At 72.0% G+C, this 20,739-nt stretch carries 17 protein-coding genes; 12 read left to right on the top strand and 5 right to left on the bottom strand.

What is annotated here, in order from left to right; translation table 11 throughout:
• Nucleotides 1-8 precede the first annotated feature (8 nt).
• A complete protein-coding gene (locus ACICHK_RS07115) occupies nucleotides 9-1,250 on the bottom strand; it encodes a radical SAM protein (RefSeq protein ID WP_406836250.1) in 1,242 nt (413 codons plus the stop codon).
• Between the two features lie 97 nt (nucleotides 1,251-1,347).
• Entirely contained in the window at nucleotides 1,348-2,592 is a 1,245-nt protein-coding gene (locus ACICHK_RS07120) for an ATP-grasp domain-containing protein (RefSeq protein ID WP_406836251.1), read from the bottom strand.
• A gap of 420 nt (nucleotides 2,593-3,012) precedes the next feature.
• Here ACICHK_RS07120 and ACICHK_RS07125 point away from each other — a divergent pair, with 420 nt between their 5' ends.
• The 3 genes from ACICHK_RS07125 (at nucleotide 3,013) to ACICHK_RS07135 (ending at nucleotide 7,312) form a co-directional block, all read left to right on the top strand.
• Nucleotides 3,013-4,275, top strand: coding sequence for an MFS transporter (locus tag ACICHK_RS07125; RefSeq protein WP_406836252.1), 1,263 nt, complete (start codon nucleotides 3,013-3,015; stop codon nucleotides 4,273-4,275).
• 206 nt (nucleotides 4,276-4,481) lie between these two features.
• Nucleotides 4,482-4,949, top strand: a complete 468-nt coding sequence (locus ACICHK_RS07130; protein ID WP_406836253.1) for a hypothetical protein — start codon at nucleotides 4,482-4,484, stop codon at nucleotides 4,947-4,949.
• Between the two features lie 65 nt (nucleotides 4,950-5,014).
• The gene (locus ACICHK_RS07135) at nucleotides 5,015-7,312 is read left to right on the top strand and encodes a tetratricopeptide repeat protein (protein ID WP_406836254.1); all 2,298 of its coding nucleotides are present in this window, start codon (nucleotides 5,015-5,017) and stop codon (nucleotides 7,310-7,312) included.
• Nucleotides 7,313-7,450: 138 nt separating this feature from the next.
• Here the strand turns inward: ACICHK_RS07135 and ACICHK_RS07140 are convergent, their stop codons facing one another.
• Together ACICHK_RS07140 and ACICHK_RS07145 are read right to left on the bottom strand one after the other, a co-directional pair.
• Nucleotides 7,451-8,170 carry a TetR/AcrR family transcriptional regulator gene (locus tag ACICHK_RS07140; protein WP_406836255.1) on the bottom strand — a complete coding sequence of 240 codons (720 nt, stop codon included), beginning with the start codon at nucleotides 8,168-8,170 and terminating at the stop codon, nucleotides 7,451-7,453.
• A 272-nt stretch (nucleotides 8,171-8,442) separates the two neighbouring features.
• Nucleotides 8,443-9,216: a hypothetical protein gene (locus ACICHK_RS07145; RefSeq protein ID WP_406836256.1), complete on the bottom strand. Its 774-nt coding sequence runs from the start codon at nucleotides 9,214-9,216 to the stop codon at nucleotides 8,443-8,445.
• A gap of 307 nt (nucleotides 9,217-9,523) precedes the next feature.
• Here ACICHK_RS07145 and ACICHK_RS07150 point away from each other — a divergent pair, with 307 nt between their 5' ends.
• Entirely contained in the window at nucleotides 9,524-10,603 is a 1,080-nt protein-coding gene (locus ACICHK_RS07150) for a lipid II:glycine glycyltransferase FemX (protein ID WP_406836257.1), read from the top strand.
• 120 nt (nucleotides 10,604-10,723) lie between these two features.
• Complete coding sequence (locus ACICHK_RS07155; RefSeq protein WP_406836258.1) at nucleotides 10,724-11,806, top strand: GNAT family N-acetyltransferase; 1,083 nt, start codon at nucleotides 10,724-10,726, stop codon at nucleotides 11,804-11,806.
• 26 nt (nucleotides 11,807-11,832) lie between these two features.
• Here the strand turns inward: ACICHK_RS07155 and ACICHK_RS07160 are convergent, their stop codons facing one another.
• The gene (locus tag ACICHK_RS07160) at nucleotides 11,833-12,633 is read right to left on the bottom strand and encodes an alkaline phosphatase family protein (RefSeq protein ID WP_406836259.1); all 801 of its coding nucleotides are present in this window, start codon (nucleotides 12,631-12,633) and stop codon (nucleotides 11,833-11,835) included.
• 417 nt (nucleotides 12,634-13,050) lie between these two features.
• Here ACICHK_RS07160 and ACICHK_RS07165 point away from each other — a divergent pair, with 417 nt between their 5' ends.
• From ACICHK_RS07165 to ACICHK_RS07195, 7 genes are all read left to right on the top strand, one after another.
• On the top strand, nucleotides 13,051-14,868 hold the full coding sequence (locus ACICHK_RS07165; protein WP_406836260.1) for a glycosyltransferase: 1,818 nt from the start codon (nucleotides 13,051-13,053) through the stop codon (nucleotides 14,866-14,868).
• A gap of 7 nt (nucleotides 14,869-14,875) precedes the next feature.
• A complete protein-coding gene (locus tag ACICHK_RS07170; protein WP_406836261.1) occupies nucleotides 14,876-15,304 on the top strand; it encodes a hypothetical protein in 429 nt (142 codons plus the stop codon).
• Between the two features lie 180 nt (nucleotides 15,305-15,484).
• Entirely contained in the window at nucleotides 15,485-16,246 is a 762-nt protein-coding gene (locus ACICHK_RS07175; protein ID WP_406836262.1) for a glycosyltransferase family 2 protein, read from the top strand.
• Nucleotides 16,243-17,517, top strand: coding sequence for a glycosyltransferase (locus ACICHK_RS07180; RefSeq protein WP_406836263.1), 1,275 nt, complete (start codon nucleotides 16,243-16,245; stop codon nucleotides 17,515-17,517). Before ACICHK_RS07175 ends, ACICHK_RS07180 begins: the two co-directional genes overlap by 4 nt.
• 61 nt (nucleotides 17,518-17,578) lie before the next feature.
• On the top strand, nucleotides 17,579-18,871 hold the full coding sequence (locus tag ACICHK_RS07185) for a lipopolysaccharide biosynthesis protein (protein WP_406836264.1): 1,293 nt from the start codon (nucleotides 17,579-17,581) through the stop codon (nucleotides 18,869-18,871).
• Nucleotides 18,868-19,872 (top strand): glycosyltransferase family 2 protein, encoded by a 1,005-nt coding sequence (locus tag ACICHK_RS07190; RefSeq protein WP_406836265.1) that lies wholly within the window; start codon nucleotides 18,868-18,870, stop codon nucleotides 19,870-19,872. The genes ACICHK_RS07185 and ACICHK_RS07190 overlap by 4 nt, the downstream gene beginning before the upstream one ends.
• Complete coding sequence (locus tag ACICHK_RS07195; protein WP_406836266.1) at nucleotides 19,869-20,717, top strand: polysaccharide deacetylase family protein; 849 nt, start codon at nucleotides 19,869-19,871, stop codon at nucleotides 20,715-20,717. The genes ACICHK_RS07190 and ACICHK_RS07195 overlap by 4 nt, the downstream gene beginning before the upstream one ends.
• Nucleotides 20,718-20,739 lie beyond the last annotated feature (22 nt).

Below are 20,739 nucleotides of genomic sequence, written 5' to 3' on the forward strand. Positions count from 1 at the left end.
CTCTCGGTTCAGGACGCGGAGTCGGTGAGGAGCGGCAGCCGGCGCCGCTCCGGGACCCGGGAGATCAGGCCGAGTTCCTCGGACAGCTCGGTGGCGAAGCAGCCGTCCTTGTACGTGCCGGACATCCGCTTGGCGGTGAACGCCTCGATCTCGTCGTGGTCGAACTCCACGTCGTACGTGGTACCGCCGGTGGCGACGGTGCGGGTCAGGATGCCGAGGTGCGGCTCGAAGGTGTTGACGCAGCCGACGATGTCGCCGATCTTCTCGCGGCGGCCCTCGGGGCTCTCGGAGAGGACTTCCTCCTGCGCGGGAATGGCGGCGAAGAGCTGTCGGCCGGCCCGGCACCAGCCGACGTGGCCGGGGAAGCCCATGGCCTTGATGCCGAACGTGCCGAAGTCCTCGCTGACGCCGAGCTGGAAGCCGAGCGGGACGGTCTCGTGGAGCCACTTGAAGTCGCGGTACGCCTGCTCGACCTCCTCTCGGCTCAGGCGCAGTTCGGGGTGGCGGTTGCCGTGGTCGGTGAAGTTGTTGAACCGGACGGTGGCCACGCCCAGCTTGTTGAAGTAGTGGGCGTAGCGCTCCAGTGAGGTACGGCCGTGGTTGTGACGGCCGACGGTGACGCCGATGTTGACGCGGAAGGCGTCCTCGGGGGCGACGCCCTCGTTGTACGCCTCGATGCGGCGCAGCACCTCCTCCGTGTCCGCGCCGGAGAAGACACCCTTGATCGGGTACGTCTTGTGATCGGTGACCTCGAGGTTCTCGTCGATCACGCCGTGGTAGGTGATGGAGATGGTGCCGTAGCCGTTCTCCACCGCCCGGTCGAGGAGCTCCCGCCAGTTGTCGGCGAGCAGGGGGCGGCCGCTGGTCCAGGCGTCGCCCTTCTCCATCGTCGCGGTCGGCGTGTGGTCCAGCTCCTGCCGGAACTCACGGTTGTTGGCCGGTCCGTAGAGGTTCATGAACTCGCCGTCGTAGGCGAAGCTGTCCACGTAGCGGGGGTAGACGTGGTACCCGTGCGACTGCAGGCCCTCCAGGATCCGGGGGCCCTCCTCCATGGCGAAGGACTTGTCGTAGACCTTCTCGTAGTTGACGAACCAGCAGTGCGCGCACTTCTGGCCGCAGGTGTTCCTGCCGACCTTGGTGTCGAGGTCGAGGTAGATGTGGATGTCGTCGGGCTCGATGTCCTTGAAGGGCGTGGAGAACGGTACATCGCCATGGAAATCGTAGGAAATCGGCGCATTCTGGACGGACATGTGACCCCCGGTGCGGTGGTGCCTTCAGGAACGAGGCAAGAAGGTGGGACGGAGCGGGAATTGACCAGAGGACACGGAGCCGCGGCGCGGCTCCGTGTCAGAGCTGCGGCTCGGGCGCGGTGGTGACCACCGGCCGGGCGGTGAGTTCCGCGACGGCCGCCGCGCAGGCTTCGGTGCCGGCCGCGGTCAGGACGGCCATGCCGAGCCGGTCGGCGGAGGAACGCAGCGGGCGGGCCGTGTCGCCGGGCCGGACGGAGAGGTCCCAGGCGTGGATCCGCCCGTGGGCGAGGGCCGGCGGCGGCGCGACGGCCGTCACGCGCCCGGGCGGGGCGGTGAGGAAGACGGTGGCGGCCGCGGCCGCGGTGGCGGGGCCCCGGTGGACCTCCGCGCCGATCGCCCAGCCGAGGGCGGCGCGCCGCCACTCGACTCCGGTGGTGAGCCGGACCAGGTCCGCGATGCCGTCGCCGCCGAGCCGGGTGTGGGTCTCGATCACGACGACCTTGTCGCCGTCGACCATGATCTCGGTGTGGCTGGGGCCGTCGGTGAGCCCGAGGACGTCGAGCAGTTCGCCGACCGCCCGGGCGACCAGCTCCTGGCGGTGCGGGTCCAGGGAGGGCGGCGGCATCATGTGGCTGACCTCGACGAAGCCGTCCGCGGTGCCCTTCTCGGCGATGCCGATGACGGTGTGCCGTCCGCCCTCCGAGAGGGCCTCGACACTGAACTCCCGCCCCTCGGCGAACTGTTCCAGCAAGGTGGCGGCCGTACGGCGGTCCGCCGGGAGCGCGTCGACGCCTTCCACCAGGGCGACGGAGGCGCTGCCGACCCCGTCGACCGGCTTGGCGACGACCCGCCCGTGGGCGGCGAACAGCCGGTCCACCGCCTCGGCGTCGTCACCCGCCGCGAAGGCCGGGTTCAGATGCGGTGCCCGGCGCTCCAGGATCCGCCGCATGGCGAGTTTGTCGCGGGTGGCGCGGACGACGGCCGGATCGACGCCGGTGACGCCGAGTCGGCGGGCGGCCAGTGCGGCCGGTTCCAGGCCGAACTCGGTGAGCGAGACGACGGCGGTGGGCCGCAGGGGGCGCAGCACCTCGTCGGTGAAGGCCAGGAAGGCGGGCAGGTCCCGGAAGTCGGCCGTCAGGACCCGGGTTCCCGGGTCGAGGGCGGGGGCGCCGGGCAGCTGGACGTGGATCAGCTCGCCGGGTAAGGACGCCGCCGCCCTCGCCACGGTCGGGTTGGCGCCGACGATTACGAGAGCGGGGACGTCGTCCCTGCTCCCCGTACAGTCCTCGTCCGCGTTCCCCGGACAGCCCTCGTCCGGCCCGCCCGCACGCACTGCGTCCACTTTCCCTCCCCCGTCCCGCGCCGACTGCTCGTTCGGCGACGCGGCGGGCAGAACAATCGCAAGCGTTCTCAAAGGATGTCAACAGGATCACACACAGTCATCATCGATCCTCGCCACCCCGTCTGACCTGGCGATCGCCCGCATTCACAGGGCCCGCTTGACGACTTGCGGGGCCGACGGGCGGACCACGTCCGTCCGCACGCGAACACCCCCGCCACACCATTCCGGCCAAGTTTCGGGCCGTCCGGCAACACTCCGTTCATAAAACAGCAGCACGACGTGCCGGTCGCCAGTGGTTTTTGGTCAACTATCGGGCGAGGGTGCCGCACGGCCGCGATTCGAGGAGCGGGCGGTAGGCGGCGACGACGCCGGCCACTGCCCACCCTCATGGGCGGGAAGTCCGGCTGTAGGGTCCAGCCCATGACCGGAAGACAAGACCGGGTCAAGGGCCCGTTACCCCGGGTGTACCACCTCTGGCTCGCGGGGGCGCTCGCCTCCGGCCTGGGTGACGCCGTTCTCTATTTCGCCCTCGGCTGGGCGGCGGCCACGCATGGCGGCGCCGTGGCGGGTCTCGTCCTCACCGCGGTCAACCTCCCCCGGGTCCTGCTCCTGATCGTCGGCGGCACCGTGGGCGACCGGTTCGGGGCCCGGCGGGTGATGATCGCGGGAGACGCGGTGATGCTGGCCGGCACGCTCCTGCTGGCTGTCGTCTCCCACCACGCCGGCCCGGCCGTCTGGCTGCTGCTGGTCACCGGCGCGCTGGTCGGCGTGATGGACGCCTTCTACCTTCCGGCCTCCGGCTCCATGCCCCTGCGGCTGGTGGGGAAGGAGGCGCTCCCCCGGGCCCTGGCCATGCGACAGGGCGGCACCCAGCTGGTGACCTTCGTCGCCGGCCCGCTGGGCGGTGCGCTGGTCGCCACGGTGGGGCTCACCGGGACGGCCCTGCTGGACGCGGCGACCTTCGCGGTCGTCCTGATCGTCCTGACCGTCGTCCGCCCGGTCTTCGACACACCGCCGGCCAAGGGCACCGGCTTCGTGCGCGACGCCCTGGACGGGGTCGGCACCGGCGTGAAGGATCCCGTGCTGCGGGCCGCGCTGCTCGTCACGGGCGGTGTCGCGGGCTTCCTCCTCCCGGTCGTCCCGCTGCTGCTCCCCCTGATGGCCCGCGAGGAGCACTGGAGCGCCGGATGGACGGGCCTGCTCTTCGGCGCGCAGAGTCTGGGGCTCCTGGGGGTCACCTTCACGGTGATGGTCCGTGGCGCCGGCAACCGCCCCGGTCCGACCGCCGGTGCGGGCGTGCTGGTCGCGGCCGTGGGGCTGGGCGTGCTCGGCTCGGCGCCGGCCGCCGCCGTTCCGTCGGCCGTCCTGATCGGCATGGGGTCGGGACTGTTCGCCTCGCACATCGGACCGCTCGTGCTGACGAGCGCGCCCCACTCGCACCTCTCCAGGACGCAGGCCCTGCTCACCCTGGTGCAGAGCGTGTCCCTGCTGGCGATGAACAACGTCCTCGGCAACGTGGCGCGGCTGGCCGGCCCGGCCACCGCGATCCTGGCCTGCGCGGCGGCGATGGCGGTGACCGGGACCGCCGCGCTCCGCTCCCGGGCGCTGCGGACCACGACCACCGCCCCGCCGGCCCTTCGGCCGTCCGAGGAGCAGAGCGCGACCGCCGCCGAACCGGTCTGACGGTCACCTCCCCGGGGGAGAGCCACGCCCGGAGAAGGTGGCGGCGGGCACAAGGTCGTCACCCGGCCCGGACGCCGAAGTGCGGGCGTTCCCCGTCCTCTTGGATGGACGGCGCCTCTTCTCCGAAACCCCCGATTCCCCTCTGTCCGGACCGGTACGGTCTGCATTCAGCTGATGGTACGAAAAGGGTGTGGAAGGGCGGACGCATGCTTCCCGAGGTCTTGGTGGGGTTAGCCGCTTCCGGCGGTACCGCGGTGGTGCAGGCCGCCGGGACGGATGCGTGGGACCAGCTGAGCAGGCGGGTGGCCCAGTGGTTCGGGCGAGGACACGCCGGGCTGGCGGAAGACGAGCTGGAGCGGCTGAACGGAACCGCGGGCGAACTGCGGGCGGCGGACGGGTCGGCACGGGTGAGGGCCGATCAGGAGTCCTTGTGGCGGGATCGTATCGCCGCCGTGCTCGAAGGGCTGGAGAGTGACGAACAGGAGCGGGCGGCGGCGGAGTTGTGGCGCCTGCTCGCCCCGTACGCGGTCCCCCGCGCACGGGCGGACGGTGCGGGGGTCGTCGTGGAACAGGACATCACCGTACGGGCCGACAACCAGTCGATCGCGGCGTACAACATGTTCGGAGGCGCGCACATCGGCCTCCCTACGACGCGGGATCCCTCCCATGGGTGACGGGACCGGCACTCGGCGGCCCTGACCCCACGCGGTCCGGGATCTTCGGGGACCGGCCGGGAGGCGTGAGCGCGCAGGCCGGTGCCGGGGGCATCGCGATCGGCACCTATCACGCCGTGCCTCACGGCGGTGTGCCGGCCTTCCCCCAGCGGCGGACGGAACGTCCGCACCAGATCGGGGCCATCCCCCGGGAGGCGGACTGCTACCAACGCCGAACCGCCGTCGCGGCGTTGAGCCAGGAGTCGGCCGCCGACCAGACCACGGGCACCCACGTGCTGACCGGGACGGCCGGGGTCGGCAAGACCCAGCTCGCCGCCCTGTACGTCCGCGACGCGTGGCGGTCCGGCCGACTGGACCTGCTGCTGTGGATCAACGCCAACACCCGGGCCGGTGTCGTCACCGTGTACGCACAGGCCGCCTCGGAGCTGCTCGGCGCGGATTCCGGCAGCCCGGAGCAGGCCGCCGTCACCTTCCTCGCCTGGCTGGAGCACAAGGCTCAGGCACGGCCCTGCCGTTGGCTCATCGTGCTGGACGACGTCTCCGACCCGGGCGACCTGCGGCACCTGTGGCCCCCGGACAGTCCGTACGGCCGCACGGTCGTCACCACTCGACGCCGGGACGCGGCGTTGAGCGGCGGCGGCCGACGCATGGTGACCGTCGGCCTGTTCGAACCGGAGGAGGCCGTCGCCTATCTGTCCAGCAGTCTGTCCGACCACGGCAGCGACGAGTCCAAGGACACCCTCGCGGACCTCGCGAAGGATCTCGGATACCTCCCCCTGGCGCTCTCCCAGGGCGTGGCCTTCATGCTGGACGCCGGTCTGGACGCGGCCGCCTATCGCGACCTCCTCGCCGACGGAGCCCGCAACCTCGCCGAACTCCTGCCCGAACAGCGGACCCTGCCCGACGACCAGGACGCCCCCATGGCCGCCGCCTGGGCCCTGTCGATCGACCACGCCAACGGTCTGCGCCCCGAGGGCCTGGCCCGGCCCATGCTCCAACTGGCCGCCATGCTCGACGCGAACGGCATCCCCACCGAGGTCCTCACCGGCGGCCCGGCCCTCGATCACCTGTCCACCTCGGTACGAGGGCGGCACCGGCGGGGACAGCAGCACGGGGAGTGCACCGCCGAGGAGGCCCTCGGAGCCCTGCGGGCGCTCCACCGTCTGAACCTGATCGACCACACGCCGGGTGCCTCCCCTCAAGGCGTGCGCGTCCACCAGCTCATCCAGCGCACGGTCCGTGACGCGCTGGCCCCGGCCGAGTACGAGCGGCTGGTGCGGGCCGCCGCCGACGCGTTGACCGCCGTATGGCCGGACATCGAGCGCGACACCGGCCTGGCCCAGACCCTGCGGGCCAACACCACCGCGCTGATGCTGCACGGGCAGGACGCCCTGTACCGGCCGCACCTGCATCCCGTGCTGCACCGCATCGGCCGGAGCCTCGGCAAGACGGGTCAGGTCAGTGCGGCCCGCGACTACTTCGACGACCTCGTCGGCAAGCTGCGCCGGTACTGCGGCCCGGACCACCTCGACACCCTGCTCGCGCGGGGCGGTCATGCCCGCTGGCGGGGCGAGGCGGGCGACGCCTCCGGCGCCGCGGACGAGACGGCCGGTCTGCTCCGGGACGTCCTGCGGGTCCTCGGCCGGGATCACTCCCACACCCTCACCACGCTCAGCAACCTCGCCCGGTGGCGGGGCGAGGCAGGTGATCCCGAAGGGGCCGCCTCGGCGACGGCCGACCTGCTCCGGGACCGGACGCGGATCCTGGGCCCGGACCATGAACTGACCCTCTCCACACGCAGCAACCTCCAGTACTGGCGCGGCCGGACGGGCGACCCGGCCGACGCCGCCGTGGCGACCGGCGAACTGCTGGAGGACATGCTGCGGATCCTGGGTCCGGACCACCCCCACACCCTCACCGCGCGCAGCCACCTCGCTCACGTACGCGGCCGTGCGGGCGACCACAAGGCCGCCGCGGCGGCGACCGCGGAACTCCTCGAGGACCAGGAGCGGATCCTCGGCCCCGACCACCCGGACACCCTCACCACCCGCCACGAACTCGCTCGCTGGCGCGGGGAGGCCGGGGACGCCCTGGGCGCCGCCGACTCCCTGGCCGCGCTGCTGAAGGACCGCTCCCGCGTCCTGGGCCCCGACCACCCGCGCACCCTCGCCACGCGCAGCAACCTCGCCTGCTGGCGGAGCGAGGCCGGAGACCGCGCGGGCGCGGTCTCCCTCACCGAGGAACTCCTGCGCGACATGCTGCGGGTCCTGGGCCCGGACCACCCCTACACCCGCATCGCCCGGGCCAACCTGGTCCGCTGGCTCGAACAGCCGGAGGACGACGGGACGCCCATCCCGTACTGATCCGGCCATCCCGTACTGACCCGACGTCCCCTCAGGACGGCCCGGGCACGCATCGCCAGGTGAGTGCTCCTCCCGGGAGAAGGCCCGCACCACGCCGCGTCGGGCGAGCGGCCACCGCCCCGCGCCCGGCCGTTCGGATCAGTCCGGGCGGGTGAAGCGGTCGAGCAGCGCGTCGAGGCCCGCCGCCAGACCCTCCGGTCCGCCCCGCTCGGCGAGCGAGGGCGCGATCTCCCGGAGCGTCGGCAGCTCCCGCGGCGACAGGTGGTGCAGCCCGAGCCGGAAAGCGGGGTCGGGCTCGTCCGGGTTGTCGACCATGGGCTGCAGTTCGACGGACACGTAGCCGAGCAGCCAGGCGGAGAAGGCGCGGAAGACGGCGGACGTGTGGGTCTCGTCGAATCCCGCCGACCGCAACAGGGCGAGCACCCGCTCGTGGTCCCGCAGCACGGCGCCCGGCCGTCGCGCCAGCGGGACCGCCAGCATGCGCGTGGCCAGCAGGGGCACCGCCCGGGGATGGGCGAGGCACACCTCGTACATCGCCCGGGCGATCCGGTGCAGTCGGGCGCGCCAGTCCGGCTCCCCGGCGGCGGGCTCGGGCTCGGGCGCGACCCCCAGCTTTTCCTCCAGTTCGAGGTACAGCGCCTCCACCAGCCCGTCGAGGAGGGCGTCCTTGCTGGCCGCGTACCGGTAGAGCGCCATCGCCTCCACACCGAGCTCGGACCCCAGCCGCCGCATGCTGAGCGCCGACAGGCCCTCCTGGTCGACCAGTTCCAGTGCGCTGGCGAGCACCCGCTCCCGGCTCAGACGGCCGTAGCGCCCGCGGTCGCTGGCGCGGCGCGCCGGCCGCTCCTCCTCGGTCATCGCCTCGTCCTCCACACCAGCGCCCTTCGCACGAGCGGCGAAACCGCCGGCGATCCGTCCTCGGGCCGCACCGCATATACGCACAGACGTGTACGTGTACGTGATAAACGTACCTCGCGGCGAGTCTTGCGGGCGTCACGGCACACGGGTGCCCGCGGCGGCCACGGGCGGGCACCCGAAGCGGTCCGCCGGCAGGGGGAGGAGCGCGGTCTGCCTTGACGGACCCGCCCCGACGGAGGGGACCGCGCCTCCTACTCGTACGGCTCTTCCCGCTACTCGTACGGCTCTTCCCGGATCACGGCGAAGAGCGCCCGGTCCGTGGGGAGTCCTTCGGCGTCGAAGGCGCGGTGCCGGCCGAGGTGTTCGACCCGTCCGCCGACGCAGCTCTTCAACAGGTACTCCGTGAGCCAGACATCGGGTGTCGGCACCATGCGCGGCAGTCCGAACGACTCGGGCATCTCGTCCTCGCCGCTGTCGAAGAACATCACCTTGCCGGTCCGGTCCCAGAGCCCTTGGAGCAGTTGGGTCGCGGTGTCGAGACCCAGCCCCCGCACCAGGTGGTGCCAGAGGGACAGCAGGAGGGTGCAGTCGGTCGCGGGCAGGAGGGTGAGCGTGTCGGGGCGGAACTCGAGGCTCATCACCGCCACGTTGTCCAGCCGGTTGCGCCGCACGGCCGTCGTCGCCGTCCGGACGCATTTCAGATCGGACTCCAGCGCGACGGAGGGTATCCCGCGCATGGCGAGCTTGATCGGGAAGTAGCCGACGTTCGCGCCCACGTCCAGCGCGCTCTTTACCTTGAGCCGCTCGACGACCGGCTCCATCGCCGTCCATCGCGACCCGGTGCCGAGGGACCGCTTCGCCTTCCGCACGGGGATGCCCGGGACCGGCTGGTAGATGCCGTCGGGCAGCGCGTCGAGCTTGAGGCGGACCAGATCGATCGCGTCGTCGAGCTTGCGGCGGGCGTTGCTCATCGACCGGAGCGAGGGGAATTGCTGGTGGAGGCGCACCCTGAGCGTGGAGGCCTGAGTTCCATCGGATTGGTTCACGGGTACCTCTATCGACTGGCGATATCAAGGTCGCTCGCATTACCATTTCAAGGCGACAATACCTTTTATTTCGACATTCCGCACTTTGGCGCCCGCAGGGAGAAATCGAAGGCCGCCGTCCGTCCCGGCGCGACCGCGGCGGCGGGCTCCGGGCGGGCCCGCGAGGGCCCGTCCGGTCCGCCGGATCCACCGGGAACCGCACGTCCGGGGGCCATGACCGAGATGCGGCCCGGTGAGCGGCAGAGCACCCTTGGACCAGGGAAGGTTCAAAACGCCTACCGTTCGCGACGCGTAAGGAAGTAGCGTCATGCGTTTTTCGGGCCCGCGAACCTCGTCGCCCCGGGATCGTCTCGACGTAACGAGTCCGGCCCCCCGGGACACCTGGCAGAGTCTGGTCGACAAGAGCGACGAGGCCCTGATCACCCAGACCCCGGGATGGCTGGACTGCATTTGCGCGACCGATTCCTATGACAACGCCAGCCGTTTTTACGAATTCGGCGATTCCGGCGGGATCGTCGTGCCGTTGGCCCGCCGGCGCGGTTGGCCCGCCCGCCTGATCGCCCAGGACGCCTGGCCTTCCGAGTGGGGCATCGGGGCTCCCGTCACCGCGGGGACCCCCGACCCGGAGCACGTGCGCGCCGTCTTCGAGGATCTGGCCCGGCTCCCCTCGAACCGCGTGTCCGTGCGGTTCGGGCCGAACGCGGACCCCGTGTGGCTGTCGGCGGTACCGTCCGGTTTCACCGCCTCGCGCCACACCACGTACGTCCTGGACCTCGACGGCGGCTTCGACGACGTGTGGGGACGGTTCAAGGGGTCGGTCAGGACCGCCGTGCGCAAGGGCGAGAAGGCGGGGGTCGACGTGGAGGTCGACCGCACCGGGCGTCTGGTGCCCGCCTTCTACGCGCTCTACCAGCACTCGGTCGCCCGGTGGGCACAACAGGCGAACGAGCCGCTGGCGCTCGCCCGCTGGCGCAGGAACCGGATCGACCCGCTGCGCAAGTTCCAGACCGTCGCCGAGACGCTCGCCGGGTCCTGCGCCGTGTGGCTGGCCTCGTACCAGGGCCAGCCCGTGGCGGCCATGATGGTGCTCCGCCACGGGCCTCACGCCAAGTACTGGCGGAGCGGCATGGTCAAGGAACTGGCCCATCCGATCCGCGCCAACACCCTGCTGCACAAGCTCGCCATCGAGGACGCCTGCGCGACCGGTTGCCGCTTCTACCACTTCGGCGACTCCGTCCCCGATTCCTCCGTCAGCGTCTTCAAGGAACGGCTCGGCGCCCACGGCTACCCGTCGTTCGGCTACCGCAGGGAAGTGCTTCCCCTGACGGCGGGCGATCAACTGCTGCGGAGCGCGGTGAAGCGCCTCATCGGCTTCAAGGACGAGTGACGCCCGGTCCCACCGAGATGCCCGGCACGGGTGCCCCGCCTAGCATCGGACGTGGGCACGTGGGTCCTCGGTCCGCGAGCGTCGTCCTCGCGGGACCCCCTCGCCCGGCGGGAGAAGCCCGTGAACGCACCTGCTGAGATCCTGATCGACACCCCGGTCGGTCTCGCGCGCGTCACCACGCCGGCCCCCCGTGACGTCTGGTGGGAGCTGGCGGGCAAGGACCCGGACACCAATCCCAGCCAGACTCCGCTCTGGCTGGACTGCCTGTGCGCCACGGGCCCGTACCGGGACGCGAGCCGCCTCTACGAGTTCGAGCGGGGCCGGCGGCTCGTGCTCCCCCTCGTCTGCAGAAGGCACCGCCCGCGGATCCTGGGCGCGGAGGAGTCCTGGCCGGCCCAGTGGGGCATCGGAGGGCCGGTGTGCCCGGAGAGCGTGAGTCCGGCGGAGGCACGCGCGGTCTTCGCCGATCTCGCGCGGCTGCGCGCGCTCCGGGTCGCCGTGCGGCTGCGGCCGGCGGACCAGGCCGGGTGGGCGGACGCGGCGACGGGCTTCCGCCTCGAACCCCACATGACCCAGATGGTGGACCTCGACGGCGGCTTCGGCGCCGTCTGGGAGCGGCGCTTCGGACGCCGCATGCGGCGGGAGGTCCGCCGGGCCGAGCGCTCGGACGTCGAGGTCGAGGTGGACCGTACCGGCCGGCTCGTCCCCGTCTTCTACCAGCTGTACCGGAAGTCGATCGTGCGCTGGGCCGAACAGCAGCACGAGCCGCTGGCGTTGGCCCGCTGGCGCCAGACACGGGAGTTCCCCGAGAAGCGGCTGGCGGAGGTGGCCGCCCGGCTCGGGGACGGGTGCGCGATCTGGATGGCCTGGCGCGCCGGTGAGCCCGCCGGGGCGTGCATCGTCCTGCGCCACGGCGGTCACGCCAAGATGTGGCGCAGCGCCATGGACCGGGAACTGGCCCATCCGGTCCGTGCCGTGCCCCTGCTGTACCGGCTGGCGATCGAGGACGCGTGCGAGGCGTCCTGCCGGACGTTCGACATGGGGGAGTCCGCCCCGCGGTCCTCCCTCGCCGAGTTCAAGGCGGGGTTCGGAGCCGAGAGCTTCCCCTCCCCGCGCTTCCTGCGGGAACGGCTTCCCGTCTCGGCGGCCGATCGCCGGCTGCGGACGGCCGTCAAACGCCTGATCCGCTTTCAGGACCCCTGATCCCTGAGGTCTCCTCGTTCCGGTGCTCACCCCACGTCGACGGGCTCCACGTCGTCGCTGTGGTGGAGGGACTTCAGGCCGTACGCGTCCAGGAGCATGCGCAGCAGCCCGAACTGGTTGTTCGGCTGGGTGTCGTCACCGCGCCGGACGTGCTCGCCCACCAGGACGGTGGGGATGTGGTTGGGTCCTTTCCCGTCGTCCTCGTCCCAGGTGACGACCAGCAGGCTGTTGTGGGTCATCGCCCAGTCCGCGTAGCGGCCGAGGTTGTCCCGCAGCCAGGTGTCCCCCCGCCTCACATCGCCGTCGTGCATGTCGTGTTCGAGGTCCGGGACGACGAACGCCACCGTCGGCAGCTCCGTGAAGTCGCGGGGGAAGTCGGTCCACGGGCGGTTGACGGACGCGGGAAGGTTGTCGAAGTTCACCCAGGGGTTGTGCCGGCGCACGTAGGCGCCGTCGGCGCAGCCGGTGAAACCGGTGCGCGGCAGGCTCTGCGCGTAGCCCACGAAGGTCAGACCGGCCTGGAGGAGCTGGGAGCCGAGGTTCCGCGACGTGAGCCTGTGCGGGCAGGAGTCGTCGTCGACCCCCAGGAAGGAGCCCGAGAAGAGCGCCAGGTAGTTGGGCTGGCTGGGATGGGTGAGGGCGTAGAACTGGGTGAGCGAGGCGCCCCGCCGGGCCAGTTGGTTGAGGTACGGGGCCTCCGCGCTGCCGATGACGGCGTCGTACGACTGGTCCTCCTCGATCACCACGACGATGTGGTCCGGACGGGGAAGCCCGGTTCGGGCCGGTGCGTCGTCGCAGCCCGCCGCCGTCAGGAGCACCGCCGTCACGGCCGCCCACGCGAGGAACCCTCGCGCCGGAGGGCGTCCCCTCCCCCGCCGTACGCCTCTCACCTGTCGCTCCACCGCTCTCCGTCCGGGCGCCGTTTCGTCACGCGCCGCGCGTGACCGTCGCGAGCCGCCGCTTGCGGCAATCGGAAATACCATCACAATCGGTATTGATACCTCTTACCGGTCGGCATCCAGCGCTGATGTGGACCGACGAGCGGGAGCGCCGACGGCCGTGTCGCCGACGGCCGTCCCGCCGGGGGACGGGGGAGACCGACAGGCCGGATCCGGAAGGTGTCACATGCGTCGAGTCAACGCCCCCGTCGGACGCGGCGGGAGGACGGCCGGTCACATCGGGGAGCCGGCGTTCCGCGTCGCGGGGACCCTCGTCGGGGCACCGGTTCTCCGGGAGCCCCCTTCATGGGCAAGCTCCAGACGCTGACGGGCGGGCGCGTGACGTCCTTCACCGGCGCCGCGGCCCGGCGGCCCGATGCCGCCGGGGGCGGGCACCCCTCCGACCGGACCACGGCACTCCAGTGGGCGGCACGCCTGGCCCTTCCCGCGGCCCTGGTCCTCTGGCTGCTGTCCCTGCGCCACGTGGATCTCGCCGGAATGCGCGACTACGGTCTGCTGCAGGTGCTGCCGGCGCTCTTCTGGGTCGCCCTCGGCCTGCTCACCCTCGGCTTCTGCCTGGCCCTGGCCGACCGGCGGACCGGCGGCGGATGGTTCGCGGGATACGTCCTGGGGCTGATCGCGGTCATCCACGCGACCCCCACCCTGCTCTACCCGACACTGCGCTACAGCTGGGCGTGGAAACACGTCGCGGTCGTCGACGCGGTGATCCGCCACCACGGCGAGGTGCCCCACGCGGACAAGCTCGCCATCTACAACCAGTGGCCCGGATTCTTCGACCTCAACGCGTTCTTCCTGCAGGCCACCGGCCTGCATTCGGCGCTCGGCTACGCGACGTGGACCCCGCCCGTCTTCAACGCCGTGCTGCTCGCCCCCCTGCTGCTGCTCCACCGGACGGTGACGCGTGACCGCCGGCTGATCTGGGGCGCGGCATGGGTCTACTACTCGTGCTCCTGGGTGGGTCAGGACTACTTCGCCCCCCAGGCCTTCGCGTTCCTGCTCTTCGTGACGGTGATCGCCCTGGTCATGGGGCAGTTGCCGGCCTCGGCGCTGTACCGGACGGGCGAGACGCGCACGAACCGGTGGCCCGTCGGCCGCTTCGTGGTGGTCATGGTGCTCGCGGCCGTCATCATCTCCTCGCACCCGCTGACACCGCTCATGCTGATCAGCGCACTGGTGGCGCTGTCGCTCCCGCGGCGCAACCGACGGGTCGTGCTGCCCGTCCTGGCCGGCACGGTGGTGCTGGCCGTGCTCTGGGACACCACCGTCGCCCGCCCCTACCTCTCGGAGAACCTGAACGACTTCGTGGGTTCGCTGCTGAAACCCGACACCAACGTCGTCTCCGGGCTGGCCGCCCTCGGCGTCGCGGCCCCGGGTCAGGTGGTGGTGTCCTGGGTCGACCGGGGCCTGTCCGCCGCGGTCTTCGTCCTGGCGGTCATCGCCTTCCTGGCCCGCCCCTGGGTCCGCCGCACCGGCCTGCCGCTGCTCGTCGCGGCTCCGCTGCCGCTGCTGGCGGCGAACGCCTACGGCGGAGAGATGATCTTCCGTGCCTATCTCTTCGCCCTGCCCGCGGCCTCGCTCCTGATCGCGGCCCTCCTCCTCGAGCGGGGCAGACGGCCGTACCTTCAGGTGCTGGCCGCCTGTCCGCTGCTGTTCGCCCTGCTCGGGGGACTCATGTTCGGCTACTACGGCAAGGAATCGGCGAACTACTTCACCAAGGAGGAGGTGGCGGCCGGACGCTTCGTCGCGGCCACCGCCCCTCCCGGGTCCACCGTCGTCTCCCTGACCTCGGCCGTGCCCGGCCTGTACCTGCGCTACGACGAGAACCCCCAGGTGCAGTTGGACGCGCAGGACATCGACGACCGGCGGCGCCTGGTGAACGATCCGGTGAAGGGCCTGGAGGGGTTCGTCCAGCGGGCCAGCCCGACGCAGCCCGCCTACATCATCCTGAGCCGGGCCCAGGCCGCCGACCTCTACCAGAGGGGGATCCTGCCCGGCGGCACCGTGCAGCGCATGGAGTCGGCCCTGTCGAGGGCCCCGGGCTACATCCCCGTCTACCGCAGCAAGGACGCGGTGGTCTACCGGTACCAGGGCGCGAAGAGCTGAGCGGGCCATGACCTCCCTGCGCTGGGGGCTCGCGCTGTCCGGCTGGGCGGCAGCGGCGGTGGTCGCCTTCCTGCCGGGCGCCCTGGTCCTGCGCGCCGTGGTGACGACGGCGTTCCTGCTCGTCTGTCCCGGCCTGGCGGCCTCCCGGTGGGCCCGGCCGGGCGCGGCGCGGATCAGGGACCGCACGGCGGCCCTGGAGAGGGGCGTCCTGACCGTGACGCTCAGCCTGTCGATGGCGGTGCTCGTCGCGGAACCCCTGTTCCTGACGGGCACGTTCACCGCCACCCGGGCGCTGCTCGCCCTCGCCGCCACCACATCCGTCCTGGCCCTGCTGCCCAAGCCCGGCGAACGGCGGGGCCGGGCGCCGCGGGCCGTCCCGGACCCGGACCCCCGAACGGCCGACACCGGCCGGCCCGAGCCGCCGGCGCCCGAGTAGGGCGCCTCGGCGGCCCCCTCCGCCCGGGGCGCCGCCCCCGCCCCCGCCTGCCGGGCGGGGGCGTTCCCGAGTCGCCCGAAGAGCCCCGCCTCTCCCTTGACACCCTCTTGACGTCGCTCCCAAATCGGGTAAAAGTGTAGATATACGTTGTAAACGTATGTCGTAGGCGCGTACTCGGAGATGCAGATCATGTACAACGACCCGATCATCGGCAGCGAGCAAGAGGCCGACACGCACGGCACCGTCAGCCTGGTCGTCCCAGCGCTCAACGAGGCGCGCAACATCGCGTGGGTCTTCGAGCAGATCCCACCGTGCGTGGACGAGGTCATCCTCGTGGACGGCGACTCCACCGACGCCACGGTCCCCATGGCGCAGCACTGCCTGCCGACCGTGCGCAACGTGCGGCAGAGCGGCCCCGGCAAGGGCAACGCGCTGCGCACCGGCTTCCTCGAGGCGAAGGGCGACTACGTGGTGATGATGGACGCCGACGGCAGCATGTCGCCGGCGGAGATCCCCCACTTCGTGCACTTCCTCGACCACGGCTACGACTTCGTCAAGGGATCGAGGTTCGTCGCGGGCGGCGGTTCGCTCGACATCACCCCCATCCGCAAGATGGGCAACCACGTGCTCCTGATGGCCGCCAACCGGCTGTACGGCGCCTGCCTGACCGATCTCTGCTACGGCTACTGCGCCTTCCGGCGCAGCTTCCTCGACCAACTCGACCTGCACGCCGTCGGTTTCGAGATCGAGGCCGAGATGATCGTGCACGCCCTGCGCTCCGGTCTGCGCATCGCCGAGGTCCCCAGCCTGGAACTGCCCCGGCGCAGCGGCTGCTCGAACCTCCACGCCATATCCGACGGGCGCCGGGTGCTGCGCACCCTGCTCTCGGAACGGCCGGGTGCCCGGGCCTCCGCCGCACGGCCGGCGACGAGCGCGTCATGAGCTCCGCCCCGGACCGCTCCTCCCTCGTCCGGCCCCCGGTGCCGGTGGTCGACATCGACCTGGCCCGGCCGGGCGAGTTCCGGCTGCCCGGCGGCCGGGGGTCCGCCCGGCCGGAGGGCCGGGCCCGTGCCCTCGTACGGCTGCACGGCCGTCCCCTGGGCATGGTCAGCGCCACGGACGCCTCCGGACCCGACGCCCTGTGGCGGGCCCTGGCCGACACCGCCTACGCGGAACTGGCCGGACAGCTCGCCCGGCACCTGGCCGGGAACCGGACCGGCCCCTCGGACGGCGGGGCCCGGCACCAGGAGTCCCGCCAGGAGCCCGTCATCAGCGTGGTCGTGGCCACGCGTGACCGGCCGGAGAAGCTTCGGCACTGCCTGCAGTCGCTGCTGCGCTCGAAGTACCCCGAGTTCGAGATCATCGTGGTCGACAACGCCCCCGCCGACGGTGCGACCGAGGCGCTGGTCCGCGGAGACTTCGCCGGACGGGTCCGCTACGTCCGCGAGCCCGTCGCCGGGCTGGCCCGCGCCCACAACGTGGGGCTCGCCCGGGCACGCGGATCCGTCGTCGCCTTCACGGACGACGACACGCTCGTCGACCCCGGATGGCTGTCGGCGCTGGCCGAGACCTTCGCGCGCGACGCGCGGATCGGCTGCGTCACCGGGCTGATCGTGCCCGCCGAACTGGAGACCCCGGCCCAGGGCGTCCTCGAACGGCAGGGCGGTTTCGCGAAAGGGTACGCTCCGCGCACCTGGTCACTGTCCGATCCTCCGACGGACCCGCTGTTCCCGTTCACCGCCGGCCGGTTCGGCTCCGGCGCGAACATGGCGTTCCGTACCGACGCGCTCCGCGCCCTGGGCGGCTTCGACACCGCGACCGGCGCCGGGACCCCCGGCAAGGGCGGTGACGACCTGCTCGCCTTCTTCGAGATCCTGACGGCCGGTCACACGCTCGTCTACCAGCCGGGCGCCATCGTCTGGCACTGCCACCGCCGCACGATGGACGCCGTCGCCGCGCAGGTGTTCGGCTACGGCGCTGGCCTCGGCGCCTATCTCACCGGCGCGCTGCTGAGGAACCCCCGTCGGATGCCCGCCCTGCTGCGGCGGGTGCCCCGCGGTATCCGCTACTCCATGACCAGGTCACGCACCCGCGGCGCCGATCCCGAGGCCGGCTGGTCCCGGCGCCTGGCCCTCCTGGAGGTGCGGGGGATGGTCTACGGCCCCTGCGGCTACCTCCGCGGACGTCTCACTGGCGTCGGCGCCGGGACCTGATGGTGGGGTGAGCGGCTTGGACACCACTCCGGTGACCGACTCGGCTGCGCGAGGCACCGGCATGCGACGCCCCCTGGTCATGCTGCGCGCCGGCCTCGCCGCCGCGCTCCCGGGCGAGCCCGTGCTCCGCACGGGACACGTCCTCGCGGTCAGTTCCCTCGTCAACGCCGGCCTCGGCTTCTTCTTCTGGACCTTCGCGACGCACTGGTACGACGAGCGGACCGTGGGCCTGAGCTACTCGGCACTCATGGCGTCCCTCCTGCTCACCGGCGTCGGGCAGCTCAACCTGAACGACTTCCTGGTGCGGTTCGTGCCGACCGCCGGCCGCCGCAGCCGCCGTCTGGTCCTCGCCTGTTACGCGGCGAGCACGGCCTTCAGCGTGGTGGTGGCCCTGGCGTTCCTCGCGTTGGTGCCGGTGGTCTCGCCAGGGCTCGACTTCCTGCTGACACCGGTCACCGCGACCTGCTTCGTGGTGGCGACCGCCGGTTACGCCGTCTTCATCCTGCAGGACGGCGCGCTCACCGCGGTCCGCATGCCGGGCTGGGTCGTGGGCGAGAACCTGATCTTCGCCGTCGTGAAGATACTGCTGCTCGCCCTCGGCGCCGCCCTGGGGCTCTTCTCCGGGATCCTCCTGTCGTGGGCGGGAGCTCTCGTGGTCTCGCTGATCGTGGCCAACTCCGTCCTGATGGGCAGGGGCATCCCCCGGCACGAGCGGGAGACGAGGGCCGCGCCGCCACCGCCCCGCATGCTCGGGTACGCCGCGGCCGACTATCTCGGCTCCCTGTTCCGCGTCGCCGCGTACACCGTGGTCCCGCTGATCGTGCTGAACACCATCGGCGCCGAACAGAGCGCCTACTTCTCGGTGGCCTGGGGCGTCGCCTACGTGCCCTACCTGATCGCCCGCAACATGGGGACCTCGCTGCTCGCCGAGTCCGTGCGCGGACCCGGACGACTCGTGCAGCATTCCCTGCGCGTCCTGCGCCACTCGGGTCTGCTGCTGGGCGGCGTCACCGTCGTCATCGTCGTCGCGGCCCCGCAGATCCTCTCGCTCTTCGGCGCCTCGTACGCGGCCGAAGGAAGCACACTGCTGCGCCTGCTGGCCCTGTCCGCGCTGCCGAACCTGCTGCTGAGCGTGGCCATCGACGTGGCCAGGGCGCGACGGCGCCTGCGCTGGGCCGTGGGGCTGCAGGCGGCGATGTGCGTCCTGGTGCTCGGCCTCACCCGTCTGCTGCTTCCGGAGTTCGGCGTCGTAGGCGCGGGGGTCGCCTGGCTGGTCACCCAGTGCGTGATCGCCGTCTTCCTGGCCGTGTCCTGGTCCCGCTGGCTCGTCCCCGTCACCGAAGGGTCACCATGAACAGCGCACTCCCCGCCGGACGCACCGTCCCCACCCTGTCGGTCGTCATCTGTGCCTACACACTCGACCGCTGGGACGACACGCGGGCCGCGATCGGGTCGGTGCTGGCCCAGGATCCGCCCGCCGACGAGGTCGTGCTGGTGGTCGACCACAACCAGGCCCTCCTGGAGCGCGCCGAGCGGGAACTGTCCGGCGTCCGCGTGGTGCCCAACCGGCAGCGGCGCGGCCTGTCCGGGGGCCGCAACACCGGAGTGGCGGTCTCCCGCACCGACGTGGTGGCCTTCCTCGACGACGACGCCACCGCGGAACCGGGCTGGACGGCCCGTCTGCTGGCTCCCTACGGCGACCCCCGCGTGGCGGGCGTCGGCGGGTTCGTCCGGCCCCGCTGGTCGACCGGACGGCCGGTGTGGTTCCCCGCGGAGTTCGACTGGGTGGTGGGCTGCTCCTACCGTGGACTGCCCGAACGGGCCGCCCCCGTGCGGAACTTCATCGGCGCCAACATGTCGTTCCGCAGGACGGAACTGCTCGCCGCTGGCGGCTTCCTGGACGCGCTCGGTCGGGTGGGCACCCGGCCCGCGGGCTGCGAAGAGACGGAGATGTGCATTCGGATCGCGGCCCGCCACCCGGAGTCCGTGCTGCTGTACGACCCCGCCGTACAGGTACGGCACCGGGTTCCCGAGGCCCGTACCCACTGGTCCTACTTCCGCTCCCGCTGCTACGGCGAGGGCCTGTCCAAGGCACTGGTGGCACAGCACCGCGGCAGGGGAGCCGCGCTGGCCAGCGAGCGCGCCTATCTGCGCTCGGTCATCCCCCGAGCGGTCGCCCGGAACCTGCGCCGCACGGGTCGTCCCGGCGCGCTGCGCACCGTCGGCGCGCTGTCCGCGGGGGTGTGCGTCACCGTCACCGGATATCTCGTCGGACGTGTCCGGCAGTGGGGGTCCCGGGGCTTCTCCCGCCGTCCGCAAGGAGCGGCGCAACTGCCGGCGGAGGGCCGCTCATGAGCGTCGTACCCGTACCGCTGTCCGTCGACGCCGGGCCGTCCCTGAGCGTCGTCCCCGTCTTCCTCTATCACTCGGTGTCGAACGACGCACCGTCGTGGCTCGCGCCGTTCACGGTGAGCCCACGCACATTCGTCGAGCATCTGAACATGATCGCCGACAGTGGGCTCCAGGTGATCCCGCTGCGACAGCTGGTCGCGGCACTGCACGGCGGCCCTCCCGTGCCGCTCCGGTCGGCGGTGCTGACCTTCGACGACGGATACGCGGACTTCGCCTCCACCGTGGCTCCGCTGCTCGCCGCACGAGGACTTCCCGCCACCCTGTACGTGACCACGGGCGGCCTGAGGGCTTCGGGGAGCGGACCGTTCCCGTCCGTGGAGACGCTCAGCTGGGCCCAGGTCAGGGAACTGGACGCGGCAGGGATCGAGATCGGCGGACACACCATGACCCATCCGCAACTGGACACGCTGCCTCGCACGTCGGTGCGGGAGGAGGTGACCGGCTGCAAGCGGCAGATCGAGGACGCGCTCGGGCACCCCGTCGACGCGTTCGCGTACCCGCACGGCTATTCCAGTCGCACCGTCCGCGCCGTGGTGCGGGAGGCCGGATGGACCTCGGCCGCCGCCGTCCGGGCGGCCTCGTCCTTCAGCTCGGAGGCGGACGACCCGCTGCGGTTCGGCAGGCTCATGGTCCGGGCCGATACCGGCCGGGACCGCTTCGTGCTCTGGGCCAGCGGTGAGGGCGCGCCCGTCGCACCGTTCTCCGAGAGCCTGAGTACCAGGGGTTGGCGGGCCTATCGACGGGTGAGAGCGATGACCGGACGGCCGTACCGGGCGATTTCGGCTTGAACCGCGGGTGGGCGGGACGGGC

It is taken from the genome of Streptomyces sp. AHU1, assembly GCF_045343905.1.
GTDB lineage: Bacteria > Actinomycetota > Actinomycetes > Streptomycetales > Streptomycetaceae > Streptomyces > Streptomyces triticiradicis.